25 protein-coding genes and 1 pseudogene are annotated in these 23,069 nt (G+C 72.0%); 9 read left to right on the top strand and 17 right to left on the bottom strand.

Annotation, left to right across the window (positions count from 1 at the left end; translation table 11 throughout):
• Positions 1-237: 237 nt before the first annotated feature.
• Positions 238-582 (top strand): RNA polymerase-binding protein RbpA, encoded by a 345-nt coding sequence (locus JOF41_RS12295; RefSeq protein WP_189223642.1) that lies wholly within the window; start codon positions 238-240, stop codon positions 580-582.
• A gap of 69 nt (positions 583-651) precedes the next feature.
• On the opposite strand, the gene JOF41_RS12290 is transcribed toward JOF41_RS12295, so the two are convergent.
• Positions 652-1,443: a polyprenol monophosphomannose synthase gene (locus tag JOF41_RS12290; protein ID WP_189223643.1), complete on the bottom strand. Its 792-nt coding sequence runs from the start codon at positions 1,441-1,443 to the stop codon at positions 652-654.
• A gap of 283 nt (positions 1,444-1,726) precedes the next feature.
• Between JOF41_RS12290 and JOF41_RS12285 the strand changes: the two genes are divergently transcribed.
• Positions 1,727-1,915, top strand: a complete 189-nt coding sequence (locus JOF41_RS12285; RefSeq protein WP_189223644.1) for a PspC domain-containing protein — start codon at positions 1,727-1,729, stop codon at positions 1,913-1,915.
• 51 nt (positions 1,916-1,966) lie between these two features.
• Here the strand turns inward: JOF41_RS12285 and JOF41_RS12280 are convergent, their stop codons facing one another.
• On the bottom strand, positions 1,967-2,320 hold the full coding sequence (locus JOF41_RS12280; RefSeq protein ID WP_189223645.1) for a GntR family transcriptional regulator: 354 nt from the start codon (positions 2,318-2,320) through the stop codon (positions 1,967-1,969).
• Between the two features lie 161 nt (positions 2,321-2,481).
• Here JOF41_RS12280 and JOF41_RS38240 point away from each other — a divergent pair, with 161 nt between their 5' ends.
• Entirely contained in the window at positions 2,482-2,901 is a 420-nt protein-coding gene (locus tag JOF41_RS38240) for a permease-like cell division protein FtsX (protein WP_209618784.1), read from the top strand.
• A gap of 43 nt (positions 2,902-2,944) precedes the next feature.
• On the opposite strand, the gene kal is transcribed toward JOF41_RS38240, so the two are convergent.
• Genes kal through kdd form a run of 5 tightly spaced genes read right to left on the bottom strand, consistent with a single transcriptional unit; the run spans position 2,945 to position 8,214 of the window.
• Complete coding sequence (kal, locus tag JOF41_RS12270) at positions 2,945-3,337, bottom strand: 3-aminobutyryl-CoA ammonia lyase (protein ID WP_189223647.1); 393 nt, start codon at positions 3,335-3,337, stop codon at positions 2,945-2,947.
• Complete coding sequence (kamE, locus tag JOF41_RS12265) at positions 3,334-4,077, bottom strand: lysine 5,6-aminomutase subunit beta (RefSeq protein ID WP_229795619.1); 744 nt, start codon at positions 4,075-4,077, stop codon at positions 3,334-3,336. The genes kal and kamE overlap by 4 nt, the downstream gene beginning before the upstream one ends.
• Entirely contained in the window at positions 4,074-5,639 is a 1,566-nt protein-coding gene (gene kamD / locus JOF41_RS12260) for a lysine 5,6-aminomutase subunit alpha (protein WP_189223648.1), read from the bottom strand. Before kamD ends, kamE begins: the two co-directional genes overlap by 4 nt.
• A 2-nt stretch (positions 5,640-5,641) precedes the next feature.
• Entirely contained in the window at positions 5,642-7,198 is a 1,557-nt protein-coding gene (locus JOF41_RS12255; RefSeq protein ID WP_307867390.1) for an amidohydrolase, read from the bottom strand.
• Positions 7,195-8,214, bottom strand: a complete 1,020-nt coding sequence (gene kdd / locus JOF41_RS12250; protein ID WP_189223649.1) for an L-erythro-3,5-diaminohexanoate dehydrogenase — start codon at positions 8,212-8,214, stop codon at positions 7,195-7,197. Before kdd ends, JOF41_RS12255 begins: the two co-directional genes overlap by 4 nt.
• 205 nt (positions 8,215-8,419) lie before the next feature.
• Here kdd and JOF41_RS12245 point away from each other — a divergent pair.
• Positions 8,420-8,677 (top strand): annotated as a pseudogene (locus JOF41_RS12245) (ArsR/SmtB family transcription factor); the annotation flags it as partial.
• 77 nt (positions 8,678-8,754) lie between these two features.
• On the opposite strand, the gene JOF41_RS12240 reads toward JOF41_RS12245, so the two are convergent.
• The 3 genes from JOF41_RS12240 to JOF41_RS12230 are packed head-to-tail and all read right to left on the bottom strand — an operon-like array spanning position 8,755 to position 11,730.
• The gene (locus JOF41_RS12240) at positions 8,755-10,275 is read right to left on the bottom strand and encodes a tripartite tricarboxylate transporter permease (RefSeq protein ID WP_209618781.1); all 1,521 of its coding nucleotides are present in this window, start codon (positions 10,273-10,275) and stop codon (positions 8,755-8,757) included.
• Complete coding sequence (locus tag JOF41_RS12235; protein ID WP_189223652.1) at positions 10,268-10,762, bottom strand: tripartite tricarboxylate transporter TctB family protein; 495 nt, start codon at positions 10,760-10,762, stop codon at positions 10,268-10,270. Before JOF41_RS12235 ends, JOF41_RS12240 begins: the two co-directional genes overlap by 8 nt.
• Complete coding sequence (locus tag JOF41_RS12230) at positions 10,759-11,730, bottom strand: Bug family tripartite tricarboxylate transporter substrate binding protein (RefSeq protein WP_189223653.1); 972 nt, start codon at positions 11,728-11,730, stop codon at positions 10,759-10,761. The genes JOF41_RS12235 and JOF41_RS12230 overlap by 4 nt, the downstream gene beginning before the upstream one ends.
• A 152-nt stretch (positions 11,731-11,882) precedes the next feature.
• On the opposite strand from JOF41_RS12230, the gene JOF41_RS12225 reads away from it, so the two are divergent.
• Complete coding sequence (locus JOF41_RS12225) at positions 11,883-13,457, top strand: ATP-binding protein (protein WP_229795621.1); 1,575 nt, start codon at positions 11,883-11,885, stop codon at positions 13,455-13,457.
• Complete coding sequence (locus JOF41_RS12220) at positions 13,454-14,125, top strand: response regulator (protein ID WP_189223655.1); 672 nt, start codon at positions 13,454-13,456, stop codon at positions 14,123-14,125. Before JOF41_RS12225 ends, JOF41_RS12220 begins: the two co-directional genes overlap by 4 nt.
• On the opposite strand, the gene JOF41_RS12215 is transcribed toward JOF41_RS12220, so the two are convergent.
• Together JOF41_RS12215 and JOF41_RS12210 are read right to left on the bottom strand one after the other, a co-directional pair.
• Positions 14,110-14,871 carry a helix-turn-helix domain-containing protein gene (locus JOF41_RS12215; protein ID WP_209618778.1) on the bottom strand — a complete coding sequence of 254 codons (762 nt, stop codon included), beginning with the start codon at positions 14,869-14,871 and terminating at the stop codon, positions 14,110-14,112. The two genes, JOF41_RS12220 and JOF41_RS12215, sit on opposite strands and share 16 nt — an antisense overlap.
• Positions 14,872-14,912: 41 nt before the next feature.
• Positions 14,913-15,164 (bottom strand): HC3 family zinc finger protein, encoded by a 252-nt coding sequence (locus JOF41_RS12210; RefSeq protein ID WP_209618775.1) that lies wholly within the window; start codon positions 15,162-15,164, stop codon positions 14,913-14,915.
• A gap of 186 nt (positions 15,165-15,350) precedes the next feature.
• On the opposite strand from JOF41_RS12210, the gene JOF41_RS12205 reads away from it, so the two are divergent.
• Together JOF41_RS12205 and JOF41_RS12200 are read left to right on the top strand one after the other, a co-directional pair.
• On the top strand, positions 15,351-16,199 hold the full coding sequence (locus JOF41_RS12205; protein ID WP_209618772.1) for a helix-turn-helix domain-containing protein: 849 nt from the start codon (positions 15,351-15,353) through the stop codon (positions 16,197-16,199).
• On the top strand, positions 16,196-16,369 hold the full coding sequence (locus JOF41_RS12200) for a DUF397 domain-containing protein (RefSeq protein WP_209618767.1): 174 nt from the start codon (positions 16,196-16,198) through the stop codon (positions 16,367-16,369). The genes JOF41_RS12205 and JOF41_RS12200 overlap by 4 nt, the downstream gene beginning before the upstream one ends.
• Before the next feature lie 201 nt (positions 16,370-16,570).
• Here JOF41_RS12200 and JOF41_RS36965 read toward each other — a convergent pair whose 3' ends face one another.
• From JOF41_RS36965 to JOF41_RS12180, 4 genes are read right to left on the bottom strand one after another with little or no spacing between them, the layout of a single operon-like run.
• A complete protein-coding gene (locus tag JOF41_RS36965; protein ID WP_189223661.1) occupies positions 16,571-16,801 on the bottom strand; it encodes a DUF2188 domain-containing protein in 231 nt (76 codons plus the stop codon).
• Between the two features lie 27 nt (positions 16,802-16,828).
• The gene (locus JOF41_RS12190) at positions 16,829-18,391 is read right to left on the bottom strand and encodes an alpha-amylase family protein (RefSeq protein WP_307867389.1); all 1,563 of its coding nucleotides are present in this window, start codon (positions 18,389-18,391) and stop codon (positions 16,829-16,831) included.
• A complete protein-coding gene (locus JOF41_RS12185) occupies positions 18,388-19,347 on the bottom strand; it encodes a TIGR03885 family FMN-dependent LLM class oxidoreductase (protein WP_209618763.1) in 960 nt (319 codons plus the stop codon). The genes JOF41_RS12190 and JOF41_RS12185 overlap by 4 nt, the downstream gene beginning before the upstream one ends.
• A gap of 39 nt (positions 19,348-19,386) precedes the next feature.
• On the bottom strand, positions 19,387-19,866 hold the full coding sequence (locus JOF41_RS12180; RefSeq protein WP_189223664.1) for an FxsA family protein: 480 nt from the start codon (positions 19,864-19,866) through the stop codon (positions 19,387-19,389).
• 107 nt (positions 19,867-19,973) lie between these two features.
• Between JOF41_RS12180 and JOF41_RS12175 the strand changes: the two genes are divergently transcribed.
• Positions 19,974-21,359: a KamA family radical SAM protein gene (locus JOF41_RS12175; RefSeq protein ID WP_189223665.1), complete on the top strand. Its 1,386-nt coding sequence runs from the start codon at positions 19,974-19,976 to the stop codon at positions 21,357-21,359.
• Positions 21,360-21,452: 93 nt separating this feature from the next.
• On the opposite strand, the gene JOF41_RS12170 is transcribed toward JOF41_RS12175, so the two are convergent.
• Positions 21,453-22,997, bottom strand: a complete 1,545-nt coding sequence (locus JOF41_RS12170; RefSeq protein ID WP_307867388.1) for a class I adenylate-forming enzyme family protein — start codon at positions 22,995-22,997, stop codon at positions 21,453-21,455.
• Positions 22,998-23,069: the final 72 nt, after the last annotated feature.

The following is a 23,069-nucleotide window of genomic DNA, read 5'->3' as shown; positions in this document are numbered from 1 at the left end:
CACACTACGGGCCGCTGCTACTCCATCCGAGTGATGATGTAGTCCAGCAGCCTGATAACGCGTCACGATCCCGCCGCGATTGCATCCCTTAGGAGGAAGCCTTCGTTGACGGGTGAAAGACGTCACTGTGGGCGACCATGACCGTCGAACCGGGAACGAACGGAGCAATCCGGACGTTGCACTCGGTAAGCACCACCGCCTGGGCCCCGGCCCTGAGCCGAGCGAAAGGACACCGCCATGGCCGACCGCGTTCTACGGGGTAGCCGGCTCGGAGCAGTCAGCTACGAGACCGACCGCAATCACGACCTCGCCCCGCGCCGGTCGGTGCGGTACGCCTGCCCGAAGGGCCACGACTTCGAGGTCCCCTTCTCCGACGACGCCGAGATCCCCCCGACCTGGGAGTGCCGCCTGCACGGCCAGGAGTCCAAGATCATCGACGGGTCCGAGCCGGAGGCCAAGAAGGTCAAGCCGCCGCGCACCCACTGGGACATGCTGCTGGAGCGGCGCTCCATCCCCGAACTGGAGGAGCTGCTCGACGAGCGGCTGGAAGAGCTCAGGGGCAGGCGCACCCGCACCGCCTGAGCACCACCCAACGCACTTGAGGGGGCCCGCCGCGCGGCGGGCCCCCTCAACCGTGCCAGGGGCCGCGCCCTAGCGCGCCGCCCCGGTCTTCGTCTTCGGCGCGAACAGCTCCCGCAGCTGGGTGTAGCGCCGCCGCAGACCCCACTTGGTCACCCGGATCAACGCCTCCCGCACGATGTCGCCACTCATCTTCGACACACCGATCTCACGCTCGGTGAACGTGATCGGCACCTCCACCACGCGGTAGTCCAGCTCGATGGTCCGCCACGCCAGGTCGATCTGGAAGCAGTAGCCCGCCGAGGCCACGTTGTGCAGCTTGAGGCTGCCCAGCACCCCGGCCCGGTAGGCGCGGAACCCCGCCGTGATGTCCTTGACCTTCGCCCCCAGCGCCAGCCGCGAGTACAGGTTCGCCCCCCGCGACAGGAACTCCCGCTTCTTCGGCCAGTTCACCACCGTGCCGCCGGGCACGTACCGCGAGCCGATCACCAGGTCGGCGTCGTGCAGCGCGTCCAGCATCCGCGGCAGGTCCTCCGGCGCGTGCGAGCCGTCGGCGTCCATCTCCACCAGCACGCCGTAGCCGCGCTCCAGCCCCCAGCCGAAGCCCGCGATGTAGGCCGCACCCAACCCCGCCTTCTCGGTGCGGTGCAGCACGTGCACGCGCTCGTCCGCGGCGGCCATCTCGTCGGCCAGCTGCCCCGTGCCGTCCGGGCTGCCGTCGTCGACCACGAGGGCGTGCACCTCCGGCAGGGCCGAGTGCAGCCGCTTCACGATCTTGCCGATGTTGTCCCGCTCGTTGTAGGTCGGGATCACCACCAGCACCGGCCCGAGCTCGCGGTCAGGCTGCGCCTGCTGGTCCGCCATCCGTTTCCTCCTCGCCGGCACCCACCGAGGGCACCGGGCGCGATCGTCGTCGTGTCACTGCCCGGCTCGGGGCCGGGGCCGCAAGGCCCGGCGCGCCCCTCGTCCGCGCACCGCGGACCGAGCCGGGTGGTCAGCGTAGCCCCCCGCGCGCGGGCACCCGCGCCACCAGCGCCCCTCCCCCCGATCACGATGCGTGGACACCACCCCCGCAGGGAACCCCGAGGCCGCGAAATCAGGGTTTCCACCGATGCGCGGCACCCCGGTGACAAGGAGTGTGGAACACATGACCACCACATTGAGCAGGCCCATGGACCGCAGGGTCATCGCGGGCGTGTGCGCGGGCCTGGCCGCCCGTTATGGTTGGAAGCCCGGCACCGTCCGGCTGCTGTTCGTGCTGTCCTGCCTGCTGCCCGGACCCCAGTTCGTCGTCTACCTGGCGCTGTGGATCATGATGCCCGCCCGCGCGTACTGACCGGGGCCGCTCCCCCGCGTCCTCCGGCCCGCGACCGGGCGGGAGGACGCGCTAGTCGGCCAGCGCGGCCCGGACGATCTCCAGCGCCTCCTGCGCGGTCAGACCCTGCTCCCGCGCGGTGGCCGCGTACGCGCGCGCCGCGCGCAGCACCCGCTCCCTGCCCTGCTCCCCCGCCGCGCTGACCACCGTCCCGGCCCGTCCGCGCGTCTCGATCAGCCCCGCCTCCTCCAGCTCGCGGTAGGCCCGCGCCACGGTGTTGACCGCGATGCCCAGCTGCGCGGCCAGCGCCCGCACGGTGGGCAGCCGGGTGCCCACCGCCAGCTCCCGGTCGGTGATCTTGCGGGCGAACTGCGAGCGCACCTGCTCGTACGGGGGGACGGCGGAACCGGGGTCGAGGGTGATCACCCCACCGATCCTGGCAGAGGGCGCAACCCCTGCTCGTCCGGCTGTGACCGGCACCGGGTCCGATTGTTTATTTTATTCCACACTGAAGTCATAGAATCAATTGATCAGACGGCGGGTGGCCGGACTGCGCGCCACCACGCCCGCTGTGCCACCATTCCGCAGTGGACCGCCGATCGCTCCTGCTACTGGCGACGACCTCGGTGGTCGCCGCCGCGGCGGCGGTGACCGTCGCCGCGCTGCTGCCCGCCGAGCGCGTGCCCGGCTCCCCCACCCCGTACTGCACGACCCTGCTGGTCTTCACCGACACCGACGAGGCGATGCGCGAGGCCGAGCGCGCCCTGCGCGCCGACCCCAGGGTCCGCGAGCTGACCGCGCGGACCAAGCAGGAGAACTTCGCGGCCTTCCAGGAGAGCCTGGGCGCGGAGGTCGTCGCAGGCGCCCGCCCGGACAAGGTCCCCGCCTCGCTGCGGGTGGTCGAGTCCTTCGGCGTGGACCCCAGGGCCCTGCGCGACGACCTGGAGCGCTACGGCCGCGCCACCTACGAGGACTACTGCCGCGTCATGGCCAACCTGCCGCGCTGAACACGCGCTCGAGCGCTGACCCGCCCGCCGCCGCTTCGGCCGCTCAGTCCGCGGCCTTGGGGGCCACCACGGTCCCCCTGGCCCGCGTCACCACCAGCGGCGGGTCCAGCACGTCGGCCGCCGAGGGCCCGCGCAGCGGGGCCGAGCGGCACACCACGCGCGCCTCGAACTCGATCTCCCGCGACCGGTTGCCGATGCGCACCAGCGTCGCGGTCGCCTCGATCACATCACCCGCCTGGATCGGCGCGACGAACTCCACCGAGCTGTACCCGGCGAACAGGCCCTCGTCGGCGTCGGTGTGGATGAGCAGCTCGGTGGCCACGTCCCCGAACAGCCCCAACCCGTAGGCGCCGTCGACGAGGTCGCCCCCGTAGTGGGCGTGCGAGCGCGGCACGTAGCGGCGGTGGGTGACGGAGAATCCCTCGTACAGGCTCACGCGGCGACTTCCTTCCTGGACCGGACGGCGTGCACCAGGTAGCTGGCGACCTCGCCGGGGGTGGTCCCCCGGCCGAACACGCGGTCCACCCCCAACTCCCCCGCCGCCAGCGGGTCGAAACGCGGTCCGCCCGCGATCAGCAGCGGGCGGCGGGCGCCCATGGCCTCGCGGAAGGCCGCGGCCATCTCGCGGGTGTTGAGCAGGTGCGCGTCGCGCTGGGTCACCACCTGGGAGACCAGCACCGCGTCGGCCTTCTCCGCGCGGGCGCGGCGCACCAGCTCGGGGACCGGGACCTGGGCGCCGAGGTTGACCACCTTCAGCTCGCGGTAGTACTCCAGCCCCTTCTCCCCCGCGAAGCCCTTGATGTTGAGGATCGCGTCGATGCCCACGGTGTGGGCGTCGGTGCCGATGCAGGCGCCCACCACGACCAGCTTGCGCCGCAGCAGCTTGCGGACCGCCGCGTTGACCTCCGCGGGCGACAGCAGCGGGTACTCCCGCTCGACAACGCGCACCTGCTCCAGGTCGACCACGTGCCGGACCGGGCCGTAGACGACGAAGAAGGTGAACTCCTCGCCGATGGCGTGGGAGTGCACCACCATCGCCGGGTCGATGCCCATCCGGTTGGCCAGCTGCCGTGCGGCGCCGTCGGCCTTGGGACCGAAGGGCACCGGCAGGGTGAACGAGGTCTGCACCATGCCGTCGCCGGTGGTGTCGCCGTAGGGGCGCACGTGCCGCTTCACGCCGGGACCTCCAGCAGCTCCGAGGCCGGGTTGCAGTACCCGGCCGCCTTCTCCACCACGCCCTCGGCGCCCTTGCCGCCGTCGGCGGGGCGCTTCATCAGGCCGAACGTGCCGTCGGCGATGGCGTTGAGCAGGCCGTCGTCGACGATGCGGCCCAGCAGGTCCACCGCCTCGCCCAGCACCTGGTGGGCGCGCTTGACGATGAAGCCGTCCGGGGCGGGCCGGAAGTCCTCGCGCAGCCCGCCCGCGGCGCCCAGCACGTAGCGCACGTTGGCCAGCGCCAGGTCGCGGTCGGACAGGAACGGGGTGACCACGGCCTCGGTCATCATGCCCACCAGCAGGATGCTCTGGCCGGTGAGCACCCCGGCGAGGTTGAAGAACCCGTCGAGCAGGTAGCCGTCGAAGACGTTGCCGGTCATGTGCTTGGTGGGCGGCATCCACTTCAGCGGCGCGTCCGGGAACAGCTCGCGGGCCAGCAGCGCGTGCGCCAGCTCCAGGCGGAACGACTCGGGCACCTTCGGGTCGATCTCGAAGGCGTGGCCCAGGCCCAGCAGGTGGTCGGGCAGCCCCGCCTCGTGCGCGAAGTGCTCGTTGAGCAGCTGGGACACCGTCACGGTGTGGGCGGCCTGCACCGCGTCGGCGGTGGTGAGGTAGTTGTCCTCGCCGGTGTTGATGATGATGCCCGCGCGGGCGTGGACCTGGCGGGAGAAGCGCTGGTCGACGAAGGTGCGGATGGGGTTGATGTCGCGGAACAGGATGCCGTACATGGAGTCGTTGAGCATCATGTCCAGCCGCTGCAGCCCGGCCAGCACCGCGATCTCGGGCATGCACAGCCCCGAGGCGTAGTTGGTCAGCCGCACGTAGCGGCCGACCTCCTTGGACACCTCGTCCAGCGCGGCCCGCATGATGCGGAAGTTCTCCTGCGTGGCGTAGGTGCCCGCGAACCCGTGGTGGGTGGCGCCCTCGGGCACGTAGTCCAGCAGGGACTGGCCGGTGGAGCGGATCACGGCGATGACGTCGGCCCCGGCGCGGGCGGCGTTGCGCGCCTGCACCACGTCCTCGTCGATGTCGCCGGTGGCCACGATGAGGTAGATCCAGGGGCGCTGCGGCGGGTCGCCCCACCTGGCCACCAGCTTCTCGCGCTGGGCGCGGTTGCGGTCCACGGTGCGCAGCCCCCTGGCGACCGCGGCGCGGGCGGCCTTCTCCGCGCGGGCGCGGTCGCGGCCCTCGGGCACGGTGAAGCGGACCTGGCCCGCGGCGCACGCCTCGGCCAGCTCGGTGAGCGTGCCCAGGTCGTGCTGCCGCAGGGCGTGGAAGACCGGCAGCGCGGCGCCGTGCTCCAGGCCGCAGTGCTCGCGCACGGTGTCCACCACCCGGTTGACCCACGGCACGTCGCCTGCGCGGTGGGTGGAGTCCGCGCCGGTGATGCCCGCCAGGCGCAGGGTGGCGCGCTCGACCGAGACCGTGGTGTGCGCCTTGGCGATGGCCACCACCGGCTCGGCCGCCCGCGCGGCCAGCCGTCGCGCGGTGGCGACCACCTCCGGGTCCAGGTCGAGCAGCATGCTCACTCCCTCTCGTAGATCGTCCGGCCGCGCAGCACGGTGCGCAGGCAGGTCGGGGCGGGTCCGTCGAGGGCGGGCAGCGCCGGGACGCGCGAGCGCGGGTCGGTGGACCAGCGCTGCACCCGGCTGTCGGGCGCGGCGACCTCCAGCTGCCCCGCGTCCCAGACCGCGTAGGTGGCGGGGGCGCCGGGCTGCAGCGTGCCGGTGACGCCGTCGTCCACGCCCGCCGCGCGCCAGCCGCCGCGGGTGTGGGCGTTGAACGCCGCGCGCGGGGAGATGCCCAGGCCGTCGGTGCGGTGGTGCACGGCGGCGCGGACCGCCGCCCAGGGGTCGACCGCGGTGACCGGGGCGTCCGAGCCGAAGGCCAGGACCACGCCCGCGGCGGCCAGGTGGGCGAAGGGGTTGAGGGCGGTGCCCCGCGCCACGCCCAGGCGCTGGGCGTACATGCCCTCCGGGCCGCCCCACTCGGCGTCGAACAGCGGCTGCACCGAGGCCACCACGCCCCAGGAGCCCAGTTTCGCGGCCTGCTCGGGGGTGACCATCTCCAGGTGTTCCAGGCGGTGCCTGCGGGCGGCCAGGGCGGGCACGCCGACCGCGGCGGCGGCCCGCTCGAAGCCCTCGACCACGGCGGCCACCGCGGCGTCGCCGATGACGTGGAACCCGGCCTGCAGCCCGGCCTCGGTGCACGCCACCAGGTGCGCGGCCACGGCCTCGGCGTCGAGGTAGAGCGCGCCGCTGGTGTCGGGGCGGTCGTGGTAGGGGCGGCTGAGCGCGGCGGTGCGCGAGCCCAGCGCGCCGTCGACGAACAGGTCGCCCGCCAGGCCGCGCACGGGCAGGTCCACGTGCTCCAGCGAGCCCCAGTAGGGCACCACCTCGGGGCCGTCGGTGAGCGCGAGCAGGTCGGCCAGGTCGTCGCGGCCGGAGATGTCGGGCCCCGCGCACTCGTGCACCGCGGCGATGCCCTTGGAGGCGGCGTGGCGCAGGAAGGCGCGCTGGGCGGCGCGGCGCTGCTCGACGGGCAGGGCGTCCTTGGCCGCGCCGCGCACGTGGTGGTGGGCGGCGCGGGTCAGCGGCCCGGTGTCGGACCAGCCGTCGGCCTCGCGCGCGCCGGGTGCCAGCTCGACCAGGGAGGTGGAGACCAGGGCCGAGTGCACGTCGACGCGGGAGAGGTACACGCGCGCGCCGCCCGCGGCCCGGTCCAGCTCGGCGCGCGTGGGCGGGCGCTGGTCTGGCCAGCGGGTCTCGTCCCAGCCGTGGCCCCAGACCAGCGGCCCCGGCGCGGCGCGCACCGCGTCGAGCAGTTCGGCGCGCGAGGCGCAGCCGGTGAGGTCCAGGCCGGTCAGCAGCAGCCCGGCCGAGGTGGCGTGCACGTGCGCGTCGACGAACGCGGGCGCGACGAACGCGCCGTCCAGCTCGACCACCTCGGCGTCGGGGTGCAGGGCGCGGCCCACGGAGTCCTGGCCCAGCCACACCACGGTGCCGTCGGTGACGGCCATCGCGGTGGCGTCGGGCGCGGTGGGCGAGTGCACGCGCCCGCCTACGAGAAGGGTGGTAGTCACGCCTGGTGAGTCTGCCTGTGCTCGAACAGCGCCCGCACCGCGGGCTCGGCGCGCAGCAGGTCCAGCGCGAACCGGGCGTGACCGGGGACGTAGCCGTTGCCGATGAGCATCCGCACGTCCGCCGCCAGCCCCTCCGCGCCCAGCGCGGCGGCGCTGAAGGAGGTGGCCATGGAGAAGAACACGACCGTGCCGCCGTCGGCGGTGGCCAGGATCGCGCCGTGCTCGCAGCCGGGCACGTCCACGCACACCACGGTGACCTCGACCCGCTCCCCCACCGCCCGCGCCACCGCGACGGGGTCGCGGGCGTCGGCGACGACGACCTCGTCGGCCAGCCCGGCCGCGCGCACCGCGGCGGCCTCGTCGTCGGTGGGCACCAGCGCCACCAGCCTGCGCGCCCCGGCCCGCCGCGCCGCGGCCAGCGACAGCGACCCGGACTTGCCGCCGCCGCCCAGCACCAGCACCGCCGGGGCCTGGGCGCACCCGCGCACCACCCGGTCGGTCAGCGCGGGCGCGCCGCACACGTCCAGCACCGACAGCGCCAGCTCCTCGGGCAGGTCGTCGGGCAGCACCGCGGCGATGGAGCGGCCGAACAGCACCGCCGTGCCGCGGCAGGGCACCTGCTCGGTGCGGCCGTCCCAGTCGGCCAGGCCGTCGGTGATGCGCAGCGGGGTCAGGGTGAGCGAGACCAGGCTGGCCACGCGGTCGCCCACGCGCAGGCCCAGCGGGGAGTCCGGGCCGACCGCCCGGACGGTGCCCAGCAGCATCCCGCCGGAGCCGGTGACCGGGTTCTGCATCTTGCCGCGCCGGGCCACGATGTCCAGCACGGCCTGGCGCACGCCGTCGCCGTGGGCCTCGCGCAGCTGGCGGAAGGACGCGGCGTCGAGGTTGAGCCGCCGCACGTCCAGCACGACCTCGTCGGCGCGCGGCGTGGGATCGGCGTCGAGCCGCCACGCCTGCTGCGGCAGCACCCCGGCGGGTTCCAGGACGCGGTGGAGTCCGTACGGCGAAACCGTCACGCTGGAAATCCTCCCGTCCGTCGAGCTACGGCCCGGATATCTTCACGCGCAAGGTCACCTCGGCGCAAGGTTCAGCATCCGCGCCCGCAAGTACCACCCGCCCCTCCCCCGAGCGCCGTTGACCACCACCCGCGCCCGGCACCGCCGCGTCACGCACGGCCGCGGCACAAGCGGCGGCAGGCACAGTGGCCGATACAGTGGCGGGGTGCGCGCGTTCGACGTCCTCGGCGACCCGGTCCGCAGGCGCATCCTGGAGCTGCTCGCCGAGGGTGAGCGGACCTCCGGCGCGGTGACGGAGGTGATCACCGCCGAGTTCGGCATCTCCCAGCCCGCGGTCTCCCAGCACCTGCGGGTGCTGCGCGACACCGGCTTCGCCACGGTCCGCGCCGAGGGCACCCGGCGGCTCTACGCGGTCGACGCCGCGCCGCTGCGGGAGGTCGACGCGTGGCTGGACCGCTTCCGCACCCGCTGAGACATCACGTGAAAAAGGGTGGCCGGGCGGGAGACCAACCCCGCCCGGCCACCCGGAAGTCCCCCGCGTCACACCGCGGTGGGCGTCTTGTCCTCCACCGCCGCCGCGGCCTTGGGTCGGCGCATCCGCACCACCGCGGCCACGACGACGACCACCGCCAGCACCGCGTAGACCACCGCGGCGAACGGGCTGGTCACCAGCGCGGACAGGTCGCCCTCGCTGATCTGCAGCGTGCGACGCACCTGCTCCTCGGCCATCGGCCCCAGGATCAGGCCCACCACCAGCGGCGCGACCGGGTAGCCGTGCCGCCGCATGAAGAACCCGACGACGCCGATCACCAGCAGCACCACCAGGTCGTCCACCACGAAGTTCACCGCGTAGGTGCCCAGCGCGGCGAACAGCAGGATGCCCGCGTACAGGTAGGGCCGCGGGATCTGCAGCACCTTCACCCAGATCTTGACCAGGGGCAGGTTGAGCACCAGCAGCATCACGTTGCCGATGTAGAGCGAGGCGATCAGCGCCCACACCATCGCCGAGTTGTTGGTGAACAGCAACGGCCCCGGCTGGATGCCGTAGCTCTGGAACGCCGCCACGATCACCGCGGCGGTGGCCGTGGTCGGCAGGCCCAGGGTCAGCAGCGGCACCAGCACGCCCGCGGCGGCGGCGTTGTTGGCCGCCTCCGGCCCGGCCACGCCCTCGATCGCGCCCTTGCCGAACTCCTCGGGGCGCTTGGAGAGCTTCTTCTCCGCGGCGTAGGACAGGAACGTCGAGACGTCCGCGCCGCCTGCGGGGACGGTGCCGATCGGGAAGCCGATGAACGTGCCGCGCAGCCACGGCTTCCACGACCGCGACCAGAACTCGCGGGTGAACCACTTGCCGCCCACCGGCACCACCTCGACCGGGCCGTGCCGCAGCCGCGAGGCCACGTACAGGGCCTCGCCGACGGCGAACACGCCCACGGCCACCACCACGACGTCGACGCCGTCGGCCAGGGTGTCGACGCCCAGGGTGAAGCGGGACTGGCCGGTGAGGGTGTCGGTGCCGACCAGGCCGATGAACAGGCCCAGCGCCAGCGAGGCCAGGCCCCGCACGGGCGAGGAGCCCAGCAGCGCCGCGACGGTGACGAAGGCCAGCACCATCAGCGCCGCGTAGTCCGCCGGGCCCAACTGCACCGCCAGGTCGGCGATGGTCGGGGCCAGCGCGGTCAGCAGCAGCGTGGCGATGGTGCCCGCCACGAAGGAGCCGATCGCCGCCGTGGCCAGCGCCGCGGCGCCGCGCCCGGCCTTGGCCATCCGGTTGCCCTCCAGCGCCGTGACGATCGACGCGGACTCCCCCGGCGTGTTGAGCAGGATCGACGTGGTCGACCCGCCGTACATGCCGCCGTAGTAGATGCCCGCGAAGATGATCAGCGCCGCGGTGGGCTCCAGGGTGTAGGTCAGCGGCAGCAGCAGCGCCACCGTCATGGCCGGGCCGATGCCCGGCAGCACGCCCACGGCCGTGCCGAGGGTGACCCCCAGCAGGGCGTAGAGCAGGTATTCCGGCTGCGCCGCGGTGGCGAAGCCGTCCAGGAGCGCGCTGAAGCTACCCATCGAGCAGCGGCACCCCTTCGAAGATCCCCGCGGGCAGCGACAGGCCCAGGCCGGAGGCGAAGACCACCTGCACCACCAGCGCCAGCACCACCGCCACCACCAGTGCCCGCCACCAGGTCGCGCCCAGCGTCCAGGCGGCACCGGCGAACAGCACCGCCGCCGCGACCGGCCAGCCGACCGCGTCGATGAGCACCAGGTGGGCCACCAGCACGGCGACCAGCTTGGCCACGGTGAGCCAGTCGGTGCGCACGTGGGTGTCGATGTCCTCGGCTTCCTCCGCCTCGCCCAGCTTGCCGCGGGCGGTGGCCGCGATCGCGGCGATCCCCGTCACGACCAGCAGCGCGCCCACGGCGTAGGGGAAGGCGCGCGGCCCGACGGTGTTCGCCGAGCCGCGCACGACGATGGTCGTGGCATCGACCAGGGTGAAGACCCCCAGCGCCGCGACCAGGCCGCCGAAGACGTACTCCTCGACCTTCTCGCTGATCACTTCACCAGGCCGATTTCCTCGAGCACCGGCTTGATGCGGCCGATTTCCATGGTCAGGAACTTGGAGAACTCGTGGCCGGTCAGGAAGGTGTCGGTCCAGCCCTTCTTGGTCAGCTCGTCCTTCCACGCCTGGCTGTCGTGCATCTGGGTGACCAGCTTGACCAGCTCGTCCTTGGCGGCCACCGAGATGCCGCCGGGGGCCACCACGCCGCGCCAGTTGATCAGCTCCACACCGGTGCCGACCTCCTTGAGCGTCGGCGCGTTGAGGTCGGGGTGCGGGGTCGGGCCGGAGGTGCCCAACGCGCGCAGCTTGCCCGCCTTGATCTGCTCCTTGTACTCGCCGATGCCGGAGATGCCCGCGGTGACCTGGCCGCCCAGCAGCGCCGCCAGCGACTCGCCGCCACCGGAGTAGGGCACGTAGTTGAGCTTGTCCGACGAGATGTTCTTCGCCTTGAGCAGCATCGCGGCCAGGATGTGGTCGGTGCCGCCGGCCGAGCCACCGGTGATCGAGATGGCCTTGCCCTGCTCCTCGATGGCCTTGAGCAGGTCGTCGATGGTCTGGTACGGCGATTCCGCCGGCACCACGACGACCTCGTCCTCGGCGGTCAGCCGGGCGATCGGGGTGGTGTCCTCCAGGCGCTTGTCCGCGCCGTTGGTCTCCACCGCACCGACCATGACCAGGCCGGTGACCATCATGTAGCTCTCGGACTTCTCGGTGGCCAGCTTCTGCAGGCCGACCGTGCCGCCCGCACCGCCGACGTTGCTGACCTGGACGGAGTCGACCAGGTCGGCCCCGGTGATGGCGGCCTGCATGGCGCGCGCGGTCTGGTCCCAACCGCCGCCGGGGTCGGCCGGGGCCATGATCTCCAACTTGTTGACCGAGCCCGCCTGGCTCGATCCTCCACACCCCGCGAGCACCAGTCCTGCGGCGACGACGGCCGCGGCCAGTCGGGTGTGCTTTCTCGACATCTCGGGTCCTCCACCCTTCATCGGAGCGACGCGCTCCGGTGGCCGGGAACGGTAGGAGGACGGACTGTACTGGGTAAGACACTGGTCGTAACGAGCGTATTGGTCGTTTAGGTCGTGGAAGCGTTCACAAGCCGTACGCCAGAATGCCCCCCATGCGCCGCCGATCGGTCCCGCTCGGGGTCACCCTGCTGGTGTTGCAGGTGACCATCGTGCTGGTCACCACCTGCGCCGCTGGGCTGTTGGCGGCCAAGTTGCAGAGCGATCGGATCAGGCAGTCGTACATGGAGCGGATGCTGTCGGTGGCCGAGAGCGTGGCACGGCTGCCGACGGTCGTGGAAGCCTTCGACTCCCCGAACCCCTCGGAGACGATCCACCCGCTGGCCGAGCTGATCCGCAACGCCTCCCAGGTGACCTACGTGGTGGTCACCGACCGCAACGGCGTGCGCTACTCCCACCCCGATCCGGCGCGCATCGGCGAGCACGTCTCCACCGACCCGAGCACCGCGCTGGCCGGGCAGGTGTTCGTGGGCACCGAGACCGGCACGCTGGGCACCTCGCTGCGCGCGAAGGTCCCGATCCGGTCCGCGTCGGGGGAGATCATCGGCATGGCGTCGGTGGGCATCCTGGAGAGCGCCCTGGACGACGACCTCGCCGAGGACCTGCCCGAGCTGATCGGCTGGCTGGCAGCCGCCGCGCTGGTCGGGGTGCTGGGCTCGGCGCTGGTGACCCGGATGGTGCGCAGGCGCACGTTCCGGCTCGAACCCGCGGAGATCGCCCAGCTGCTGGAGACCCGCGACGCGATGCTGCACGGCATCCGCGAGGGCGTGGTGGCCGTGGACGAGCACGAGCGGGTGGCGCTGGTCAACGACGAGGCGGTGCGGCTGCTGGGGCTCACCGACGACCCGACCGGGCGGCCCGCCGCCGAGGTGCTGGAGGACGGCGGCCTGCTGGACCTGGCCCGCGGCGTGGACGACGTGGCCGACCGGCTGGTGCTGGCGGGCGAGCGGGTGCTGGTGGCCAACCGGATGACCGCCCGCACCCACGACCGCCGGGTGGGGGTGGTGCTGACCCTGCGCGACCGCACCGAGCTGCACGACGCGCTGCGCGAGCTGGACGGCCAGCGCACCGTCACCGAGGTGCTGCGGGCCCAGGCGCACGAGTTCACCAACCACCTGCACGTCATCAGCGGCCTGGTCGAGCTGGACCGCCGCGAGGAGGCGGTGCGCTACATCGAGCGGGTCGGTGGCGCCGGGTCGGTGACCTCCGAGATCATCGGTGGCGCAATGGCCGACCCGGCGCTGGCGGCGCTGCTGCTGGCCAAGTCCAGCACCGCGCACGAGCGCGGCGTGGCGCTGCGACTGGCCCAGGACTCGCGGGTCGTGGCCCGCGCCGGGGACGACGCGCTGACCGTGCTGGGCAACCTGGTGGACAACGCGGTGGACGCGGTGGACACCGGCGGGACGGTGCGGGTGCTGGTGCGCTCGGACGGCGAGGGCGTGCGGGTGGTGGTCGAGGACGACGGCCCCGGCGTGGCGGAAGCCGACCGGGACCGGATCTTCACGCTGGGTGTGAGTTCCAAAGCGCCCCGAGGGGCGCACGGACGAGGGATTGGACTGGCATTGGTGTCCAGGGTGGTCACCCGAAGACGAGGTCGGGTGCGGGTCTCGGAGTCGGAGCTGGGCGGGGCGGCGTTCGACGTGTGGCTGCCGGAAGCGGGTGCGCGGTGACGGTGCGCACCCTGGTGGTGGACGACGACTTCGCGGTGGCCGCGGTGCACCGGGCCTTCCTGGAGTCGCTGCCGCAGTTCGAGGTCGTCGGCGAGGCCCACGGCGGCGGGCAGGCGCTGCGCGCGGTGGACGAGCTGGAACCGGACCTGGTGCTGCTGGACATCCACCTGCCCGACATGTCGGGTCTGGAGGTGCTGGCCCGGCTGCGCGCCCGCAGCGGCCCGCAGGTCGACGTGATCGCGGTGACCGCGGCGCGCGAGCGCGAGACGGTGCGCCAGGCGATGTCCCGCGGCGTGGACCACTACCTGGTCAAGCCGTTCACCAGGGCGGCGTTCCTGGACCGGATGCGCGAGTACCTGGCCCGACGCTCGGAGGTGCAGCGGCTGGGGCCGTGGCTGGACCAGGAGGACGTCGACCAGCTGCTGCTGCACCGGCCGCGGACCAGCGACCTGCCCAAGGGGCTCTCGGCGGTGACGCTGAAGCTGGTGACCGAGACCCTGCGGTCCTGCCAGGAGGACATGTCCGCGCAGGAGGTGGCCGAGCGGGTGGGGCTGTCGCGGGTCAGCGCGCGGCGCTACCTGGAGCACCTGGTGTCGGTGGGCAAGGCCGAGGTGCAGCCGCGCTACGGCATGGCCAACCGGCCCGCGCACGGCTACCGGCTGACCTGAGCGCGGGCCCGCAGCTCCTCGAACCGCTCGACGTGGGCGCGCACGTCGTCGGGATCGGTGAGGACCACGTCGCCCGACAGCAGCTCCACCACGACCACGCGGTCGTCGAGCACGCGGAAGCCGGTGTCGGGCAGCGGCACCGCGCAGGGGATGACACCGGTGCCCGGCGGCAGACCCGGCCACGCCGCCCGCTCGGGCACCAGCAGGCTCAGCCGCCCCCGGTAGGCATCCGGGTCCGGCAGCCGCCCCAGGCTCAGCACGCGGACGGCGGTGGCGGCCTGTTCGGCGCGGGCCACACGCGGGCTGTGGCAGGCTCGGGTGCGCAGCAGGACCGGACGGCGGCGCTTCCGCGCCGGGGCTTCGGCGGCCAGCGCGGTCATGCGCCCGCGCACGTCCGGCGGGACGCGGTAGGCGTCGGCCAGCCGTGCGACGTCCTCCGGTTTCGGGGCCAGGCGGCCGGTCTCCAGCTTGGACACCTTCGACTGGCTCATGCCCGCCCGCTCGCCCGCCTCCCGGCCGGTCAGGCCCGCGCTCAGGCGCAGCGACAGCAGCAGCACCGCCAGTTCCTCGCGCTGGGGATCGCCTGCCGCTTCCCGTGCCCGCAGGCCGCGCGACCGCAGCGCGACGCCCTCGGTGACCAGCGCGCTGCGCACCGTCCCGTAGGAGCGGCCCGTCAGCGCCGCCAGCGCGCGGATGGTCCTGCCCTGGGCGTACTCCGTCGCCACGAACTGGCGGAACCTGGTCATGGGGTCTTCCTCCTGCTGCGGTGCGGCGTTGTCGGGGTGGTTCACGACGCCTTCCCCGAGGGTGATCGTCCCGACCTGGGGTAGGCCGGTATGCCTTCGCTGGTGCGCCAGGCCAGGTCGCAGCCGGCGCAGGTGGGCCAGCACCAGTCCGGGATGCGGGGCAGCGGCCGGTTCGGGACGGTGACCGCGATGCCGCACAGGGTCCGGCCCTCGTCGAACGCGGCCAGCTCGGTCGGGATGGCGTGCCGCCGCCCGGCGTGGGGCAGCCAGCGGAACTCGCGCCCGTCGGTCATCACGACCATTCCAGGGGAACGCGGAGACACCCGGTGTTGCGACAGCTGACGATCCGATACCAGGACAACGGAGGTCTCCAAACGGTGAGGAGGTGGTGCGCACCAGGTTGCTGGGTGCGCACCACTGTGGGCAATTCCCTGATCGGAGGACCCTGGAAGCGGAGAGCGGACTTCTATGCTGTGCCCATGGTGGGCACCAGTCCGAAAGCAGTCGCCTTGGGAGCACAGCTCCGCGCTGTCCGCGAAGCTCGTGACATCGGTCTGCGTGCGTTCGCCAAGCGGGCCGGTACCGATCACAGCACCCTGTCTCGTGTGGAATCCGGTGAACGTCCTCCGACGCCGGAGCAGGTCGCGACGTACGTGCGGCTGCTCGGTGTCGACGGTGCCGAACGCGATCGCCTGGTCGAAATGGCGAGAGACACCGATGGGGCCCCATGGTTGGCGATCAGCCTGCCGGAGCGACAAGCACAGCTGAGCGCACTACTCACCTTCGAGCAGCTGGCGGATCGGATCGTCACGGTCGAACCGCTCTTGGTACCCGGACTGCTGCAAACCTCATCCTATATCCGGGCGGTGATGCGCTCGGGTGACGTACCGACAGATGAAGTAGAACTACGAGTCGCTATTCGGCTGGGCCGCCAGGAAGTCCTGAGCCGTGAACGGAACCCGGTTCGGTACACCGCCTTCATCGGCGCGTCCGCCCTGCGCCACACCATCGGTGGCCCGAGTGTGATGGTCGACCAGTTGCGTCATTTGCTGAAGGTCGCGGAGTGGCCGAACGTAACCCTGCACGTCATCCCGGATGACGTCGGGTGGCATCCAGGACTGGAGGGCGGTTTCGTCATCGTGGGCCTTGAGGCGGCGATGAACGTCGTGCACATCGAGAACCGGCGCAGCGGCCTCTTCCTGAGAGATAAGGAGGATATCGCCGTCTACCAAGACGCCGTGGAGAAGGTGCTCGAGGTGGCGCTCACACCGGATCGAACCATCGAATTCATTATCCGCATCGCCGAGAAGATCGAGGGGACCAGATGACCGAATGGCGCAAGAGCACCCGCAGCAGCACGAACACCAACTGCGTCGAGGTGCGCCGAAGTCTGAACGCGGTACGCGACTCGAAGAACCCGGCACCCGCGCTCACTGTCAGCCCCGCAGGGCTCACCGTGTTCCTCGAAGCCGCGAAGCGAGGCCGCTTCGACCGATGACGACTCAATGGTGAAGGTCGAGCAGGAGCGGGTGCATAGGCAAGCTCAACCGCGCACGAGTGTGGGGTTCGGACGTCCTGAACGTTGAACTCGGGGTGTCCGGAGGTTCGACTCGCGGTGCGCGAACGCGGAACTCGCGGTGCCGGAACGCTCGGTTCGCGGGGTGGCCCCCGCCGGGAGGCGGGGGCCACGGCACGCGGGTCAGCCCTTGGGCGGGTTGGGGTCGCGGTCGCGGGGGTAGGTGTTCTTCTCCCCGATGGTGCCGTCCTGCTTCTTGATCACGTGCTCGACGCCGCGGTCGGACGCCATGCGACGGCCCTCCGACACGGCCTCGGCCTTGGTGGCGGCGGTGTTGGAGGCGCGCTCGCCGCCCTCGACCTGGTTCTTCCACCGACCGTCTTCGAACTGGGTTTCGACGTCACCCTTGGCCACTGGCCACCTCTCCTTCCTCGATGGACTTCACGAACCGCTCCGCGCCCGGAACCACCGGCAGCCGTACGCGCCGAGGTCGACCTCGGCCACGCCGTCGGAGGAGACCTCCACGGTGCCGTCGACCAGCAGGTCGGTCAGCGCGGCGATACCGCCGAGACCGGGCAGTTGCACCGAGACCTCGGCCTCGGCCAGGTTGTGCACGGCGACCACGGTGCCGCCGTCGATGTCGCAGCGGTGGGCGAACACCGCGGGCTCGGCGGTGTCGATGACCTGGAAAGCGCCCCACGCCAGTTCGGGGCACTCCCGGTAGCGCTCCACCAGCTTGCGGGTCCACGCCAGCAGCGAGTCCGGGTCGCGCCGCTGCTCGGCGGCGGCGTCCCACCACATGGGGGTGCGCACCGCCAGCCTGCCCTCCTGGGACAGGTCCTCGGTCATGCCCACTTCCTCGCCGTAGAACAGCACCGGGGTGCCGGGCAGCGAGAACAGCAGGCTGTAGACCATCTTCACGCGCCTGAGGTCACCGCCGAGCATGGCGGGCAGCCTGCGGCGCAGTCCCCGGCCGTAGAGCTGCATGTCGGGTTCGGGGCCGAAGGCGGCGAAGACCTCCTGGCGCTCGGGTTCGGTGAGCTTGTCCAGGGTCAGCTCGTCGTGGTTGCGCACGAAGGTCGCCCAGTGGCAGTCGCGCGGCGGCTGCGGGCGCTCCTTGAGCGCGTGGGTCAGCGGGCTGACCTCCTCGCGCGCCAGCGACAGGAACATCTGCTGCATCCCGATGAAGTCGAAGCACAGGTGCAACTCGTCGCCCACGCCGTCGCCGAAGAACTTCATCGTCTCGGTGTAGGGGAGGTTGACCTCCCCCAGCAGCACGCCCTCGCCGTTGCGCCGCGACAGGAACGCCCGCAGGTCGCGCAGGTAGTCGTGCGGGTCGGGCAGGTCCACCGCCTGCACGCGGTCGGTCTCCAGCAGGAAGGGCACCGCGTCGACGCGGAACCCGGACAGGCCCAGCTCCATCCAGAACCCCATGACCCGCGCGATCTCGTCGCGCACCGCCGGGTTGGCCACGTTGAGGTCGGGCTGGTGCTTGTAGAACTTGTGCTGGTAGTACTGCTTGGCCTTGCGGTCGTACTGCCAGACCGACTTCTCCTTGTCCGGGAAGACCACGCCCTGGTCGCCGTCGGGCGGCGGCTGGTCGCGCCAGACGTACCAGTCGCGGTAGGGCGAGTCGGGGCTGCTGCGCGCGGACTGGAACCACGGGTGCTGGTCGGAGGTGTGGTTGACCACCAGGTCCGCGATCACCCTCATGCCCCGGTCGCGGGCGGTGCGCACGAACTCCACGAAGTCGCCCAACGAGCCCAGCTTCGGGTCCACGCCGTAGAAGTCGGTGATGTCGTAGCCGTCGTCGCGGTCGGGCGAGGGGTAGAACGGCATGAGCCACAGGCAGGTCACGCCCAGGGCGTGCAGGTGGTCGATCTTCTGGATCAGGCCGCGGAAGTCGCCGTGGCCGTCGCCGTCGGAGTCGTGGAAGGTCTCCACGTCCAGGCAGTAGACCACCGCGTTCTTCCACCACACGTCGGCGGTGCGGGTCAGCTTCACGACCGGACCTCGGGCAGCACGCGCTCGCCGAAGGCGTCGAGGAACCGCTGCTGCTCCTGCCCCACGTGGTGCAGGTAGATCTGCTCGAAGCCCAGGTCGGCGTACTCGCGCAGGGTCTTGGTGTGCCACCCCAGGTCGGCGGAGATGTTGACCACCTCGGCCACCTGGGCCGGGGCGACCCGCTCGGAGACGATGTCGAACTGCTCGGCGGTCTCGGTGTCCCAGCACACCGGGGGCGGGAAGACGTTGCTGCGCCACTGCTCGTGGGCGATGGCGGTGGCGGTGTCCTCGTCGGGCGCCCAGCTCAGGTGCACCTGCAGGTGCAGCGGGCCGCGCCCGCCCGCCTCCCGGTAGGCCTCCACCATCCGCCGCAGGTGCTCGGCGGGCGCGTTGACGGTGATCAGCCCGTCGGCCCACCGGGCGCACCAGCGGGCGGTGGCGACGCTGACCGCGGCGCCGATCAGCGGCGGCGGCTCCTCCGGCAGCGTCCACACCCTGGCCCGGTCGACGGTGATCAGGCCGTCGTGGCTGACCTCCTCGCCGCGCAGCAGCGCGCGGATGACCTCCACGCACTCCAGCAACCGGGCCGAGCGCACGTCCTTGCGCGGCCAACCGGCGCCGGTGATGTGCTCGTTGCTGGCCTCACCGGTGCCCAGCGCCGCCCAGAACCGACCGGGGTACATCGCGGCCAGCGTGCCGATGGCCTGGGCGATGATCGCCGGGTGGTAGCGCTGGCCGGGCGCGTTGACCACGCCGAAGGGCAGCGAGGTGGCCTGCAGCGCCGCGCCCAGCCAGGACCAGGCGAACGCCGACTGGCCCTGCCTGCTGCTCCACGGCGAGAAGTGGTCCGAGCTCATGGCCGCGTCGAACCCGACCTCCTCGGCCCGCCGCACCGCGGCGAGCAACCGGGTCGGGTGAACTTGCTCGTGGGAAGCGTGCACCCCGTAGACGGTCATGACCTTCCACTACCCGCCCGGCGTGCGCGCGACACCGGTTCAGCGCAGTTCGGGTCGCTCGGTCGTGCCGGGCCGGTCCGGGCGGACGTCGATCACGTCGCCCTCGACCACGACACCGCCCGCCGTCGGGGGCCTGCCGTAGCGGTGGTTGAGCACGAAGGCCCGCTCGCGCCGCTCCGCGCCGCGCGCCATGCGCCTGCTGATCAGTCCTCGGGTCGGCGGGAACAGCAGGAACAGGCCCAGCACGTCGCTGATGAAGCCGGGCACCACGATCAGGAACCCGGCCGCGGCGATGAGCACCCCGTCGGCCACCTCGCGGTGCGGCGCGCGACGGGTGCGCAGCGCCTCGTTGAACGCGACCAGGGTGCGCGCCCCCTCCCGGCGCATCAGCAGCGACCCGACCACACCGCCCGCGATCAGCAGGCCCAGCGTGGGCAGGAAGCCGAGGGAACCGGTGACGGCCGCGAGGACGGCGATCTCCACGGCCATGGCGGTCAGCAGCACGACGAGCAGGCGCATACCCCCTCAACGCACCGACCCCGCAAAACGTCCCCGACCGGAATATTTACGTCAATCCCCCCTTCTGGCAGCATATCTTTACGCCACCTAGCCAGTAGGGAGCATGGATGACTGCCCTGCACGACACCACGCCCGGCCTGCGGCCCGACCTGCAGCCCTACACCTACCGACGCCGGGAACTGGTCGAACCCGACTGGCGGCGCTTCCCCGGCTGGCGGGAGGTCACCGAGGCCCAGTGGCGCGACGCCCAGTGGCAGCGCGCCCACTGCGTCAAGAACGCCAAGCAGCTGCGCGCCCTGGTCGGCGACCTGCTCACCGAGCGGTTCTACGACGACCTGGCCGCCGACCAGCAGCAACTGGCCACCATGTCGATGCTGGTGCCGCCGCAGATGCTCAACACCATGGCCCCCGACGCGCCGCTGACCCCCGAGGCGTTCACCGAGGCGTTCCTGGCCGACCCGGTGCGCCGCTACATGATCCCCGTCCGCTCCGACCGCGACCCGCGCTGGCCCAGCCACCCGCACTCGGCCCGCGACTCCCTGCACGAGGCCGAGATGTGGGTGGTGGAGGGCCTGACCCACCGCTACCCCACCAAGGTCCTGGCCGAACTGGTGCCCACCTGCCCCCAGTACTGCGGCCACTGCACCCGCATGGACCTGGTCGGCAACTCCACCCCGCAGGTGGCCAAGCACAAGCTCGCGCTCAAACCCGCGGACCGGCAGGACCGGATGATCGACTACCTCAAGCGCACCCCCGGCGTGCGCGACGTGGTCGTCTCCGGCGGCGACGTGGCCAACGTGCCGTGGCCGCAGCTGGAGTCGTTCCTGATGCGCCTGCTCGACATCCCCACCGTGCGCGACGTCCGCCTGGCCACCAAGGCCCTGGCGGGCATGCCCCAGCACTGGCTGCAGCCCAAGGTCGTCGAAGGGCTGGAGCGGGTGGCCCGCACCGCCGCCCGGCGCGGCGTCAACCTGGCCATCCACACCCACGTCAACCACGCCCAGTCGGTCACCCCGCTGGTCGCCGAGGCCGCCCGCACCGCCCTGGAGGCGGGCGTGCGCGACGTGCGCAACCAGGGGGTGCTCATGCGCGGGGTCAACGCCACCCCCGACGACCTGCTGGACCTGTGCTTCGCGCTGCAGGGCGAGGCGGGCGTGCTGCCCTACTACTTCTACATGTGCGACATGATCCCCAACGCCGAGCACTGGCGCGTCGCGGTGTGGGAGGCCCAGCAGCTCCAGCACGCGATCATGGGCTACCTGCCCGGCTACGCCACCCCGCGCATCGTCTGCGACGTGCCCTACGTGGGCAAGCGGTGGGTGCACCAGCTCAACGAGTACGACCGCGAGCTGGGCATCTCCTACTGGACCAAGAACTACCGCACCGGCATCGAACTCGACGACCCCGAGGCGCTGGAGCGCCGCTACCCCTACTACGACCCGATCTCCACGCTGCCCGAGTCCGGCCAGAAGTGGTGGTCCGACCAGAGCTGACAGGTCGCGCGCGGACTCGCGGAAACGAAGGACTGCGGCCGCGACGCACCGGTCGGGGACCGGCTGCCGAGTTGAGCCTGCCTGCGCGGTCGATCAAGTCGCGCATCGCCGGTTTCCGGGCGATGCGTCGATCGGAGTCGTCGCGCTCACGGCTGCGCGCAGAGGACCTTTGACCAGCTTGCCGACCGAGTTCTTGGGCAGCTGGTCCCGCACGTGCATCTCGGCGGGGGTCTTGTAGCGAGCGAGCGACGCCGCGCAGTGCCCGATCAACTCCTCGGCCGTCACCGCGCTCCCCGGCCGAACGACGACGAACGCGACGGGGACCTCGCCGTACTTCTCGTCGGGCTTGCCGACGACCGCGGCCTCGACCACGCCGGGATGGCGGTGGAGACAGTCCTCGACCTCCTTCGGGTAGATGTTCTCCCCACCCCGAATGATCATGTCCTTCATCCTGTCCACGATGCGCAGGTAACCATCCTCGTCGAGAATTCCCACGTCACCGGTGTGCAGCCAGCCCGCGCGAAGGACCGCGGCGGTCTCCTCCGGCCGCCCGAGGTAGCCCCGCATCACGTTGGCGCCACGCACGACGACCTCTCCGCGCTCCCCTGGGCGCTGGGGCCTCCCATCGTCGGAGACGACCAGGACTTCCTGACCCGGCAGCGCGACACCGACGGTTCCGGGCTTGCGCGGACCCGCGACCGGGTTGATCGTGGACGCGACGCTGCCTTCGGAGAGCCCGTACCCCTCGACGACCGGAACGTCGAACCGCCTCTCGAAACGGGAGACGAGCTCGGCCGGGGCGGGAGCCGCTCCGCAGATGGCGAAACGCAGCGAGGACGTGTCCACCGCGCGGTCCGTGTGCGTATCGAGCACGGAGTAGACGGTCGGCACAGCGGAGAAGTAGGTCGGTCGGTTCACCTCGACCACGTCCCAGAACGTGTCGGGTGAGAACCGCGGGGCGACGACGACGTCCCCGCCTGCGCGCAGCGGGGACAGCACGCTGACAACCAGCCCGTTGACGTGGAACAGCGGCAGGACCAGGAGGCTCCTGTCCGCGGCGGTGAGCTCGAAGTGCTCGATGAGCGAAGTGCTCATCGCGTCCAGGTTCGAGTGGTCGAGGAGCACCCCCTTGGGCCTGCCGGTGGTCCCGCTCGTGTAGATCACCAGCGCGACGTCGGAGGCGTCGGCCAGCGGCAGCACTTCTGCGCCGGGTCCGACAGGCGGCTCGTGGCTGTCGCGGTGGAGCGTCTCCGCGTCGACCCAGGACGCGCCGACCGACGAGGCCAGCGCCTGGGCGCGCTCCCCGCCCACGACGACGGCGGAACAGGAGTCCCGCAGCTGGTACCGCACCTCGTCATCGGTGAGAGCCGGATTGATCGGGGTCAGCGCAGCGCCCCGACACCACGCGGCGAACATGACGGTGACGATCTCGGCGCGGTTGGGCAGCAGCACCGCCACCGTGTCACCGCGATCGACGCCGAGGCCTTCGAGCCTTCTCGCCGTACGCCGGACGACTTCGGCGAAATCCGCGTTGTCGAGGGCACGATCCCTGTCCCGGACGCAGGGTGCTCGAGCCGAACGGTGTTCGCGGCGGAACGGGATGCGCGCCAGCACGCTCGGCGTCGACGAGTCGCTCACGGGGCTTCCTCCTTCTGGATCGGGGTGGCGAATCGGCGGCACCACGTCGTCCGGCGCGTGGACGTACCGCCA

The sequence above is a fragment of the Saccharothrix coeruleofusca genome (genome assembly GCF_017876325.1).
Taxonomy (GTDB): domain Bacteria; phylum Actinomycetota; class Actinomycetes; order Mycobacteriales; family Pseudonocardiaceae; genus Actinosynnema; species Actinosynnema coeruleofuscum.
Note: the sequence above shows the minus strand (reverse complement) of the source record. Positions and strands in the feature narration are given on the sequence as shown.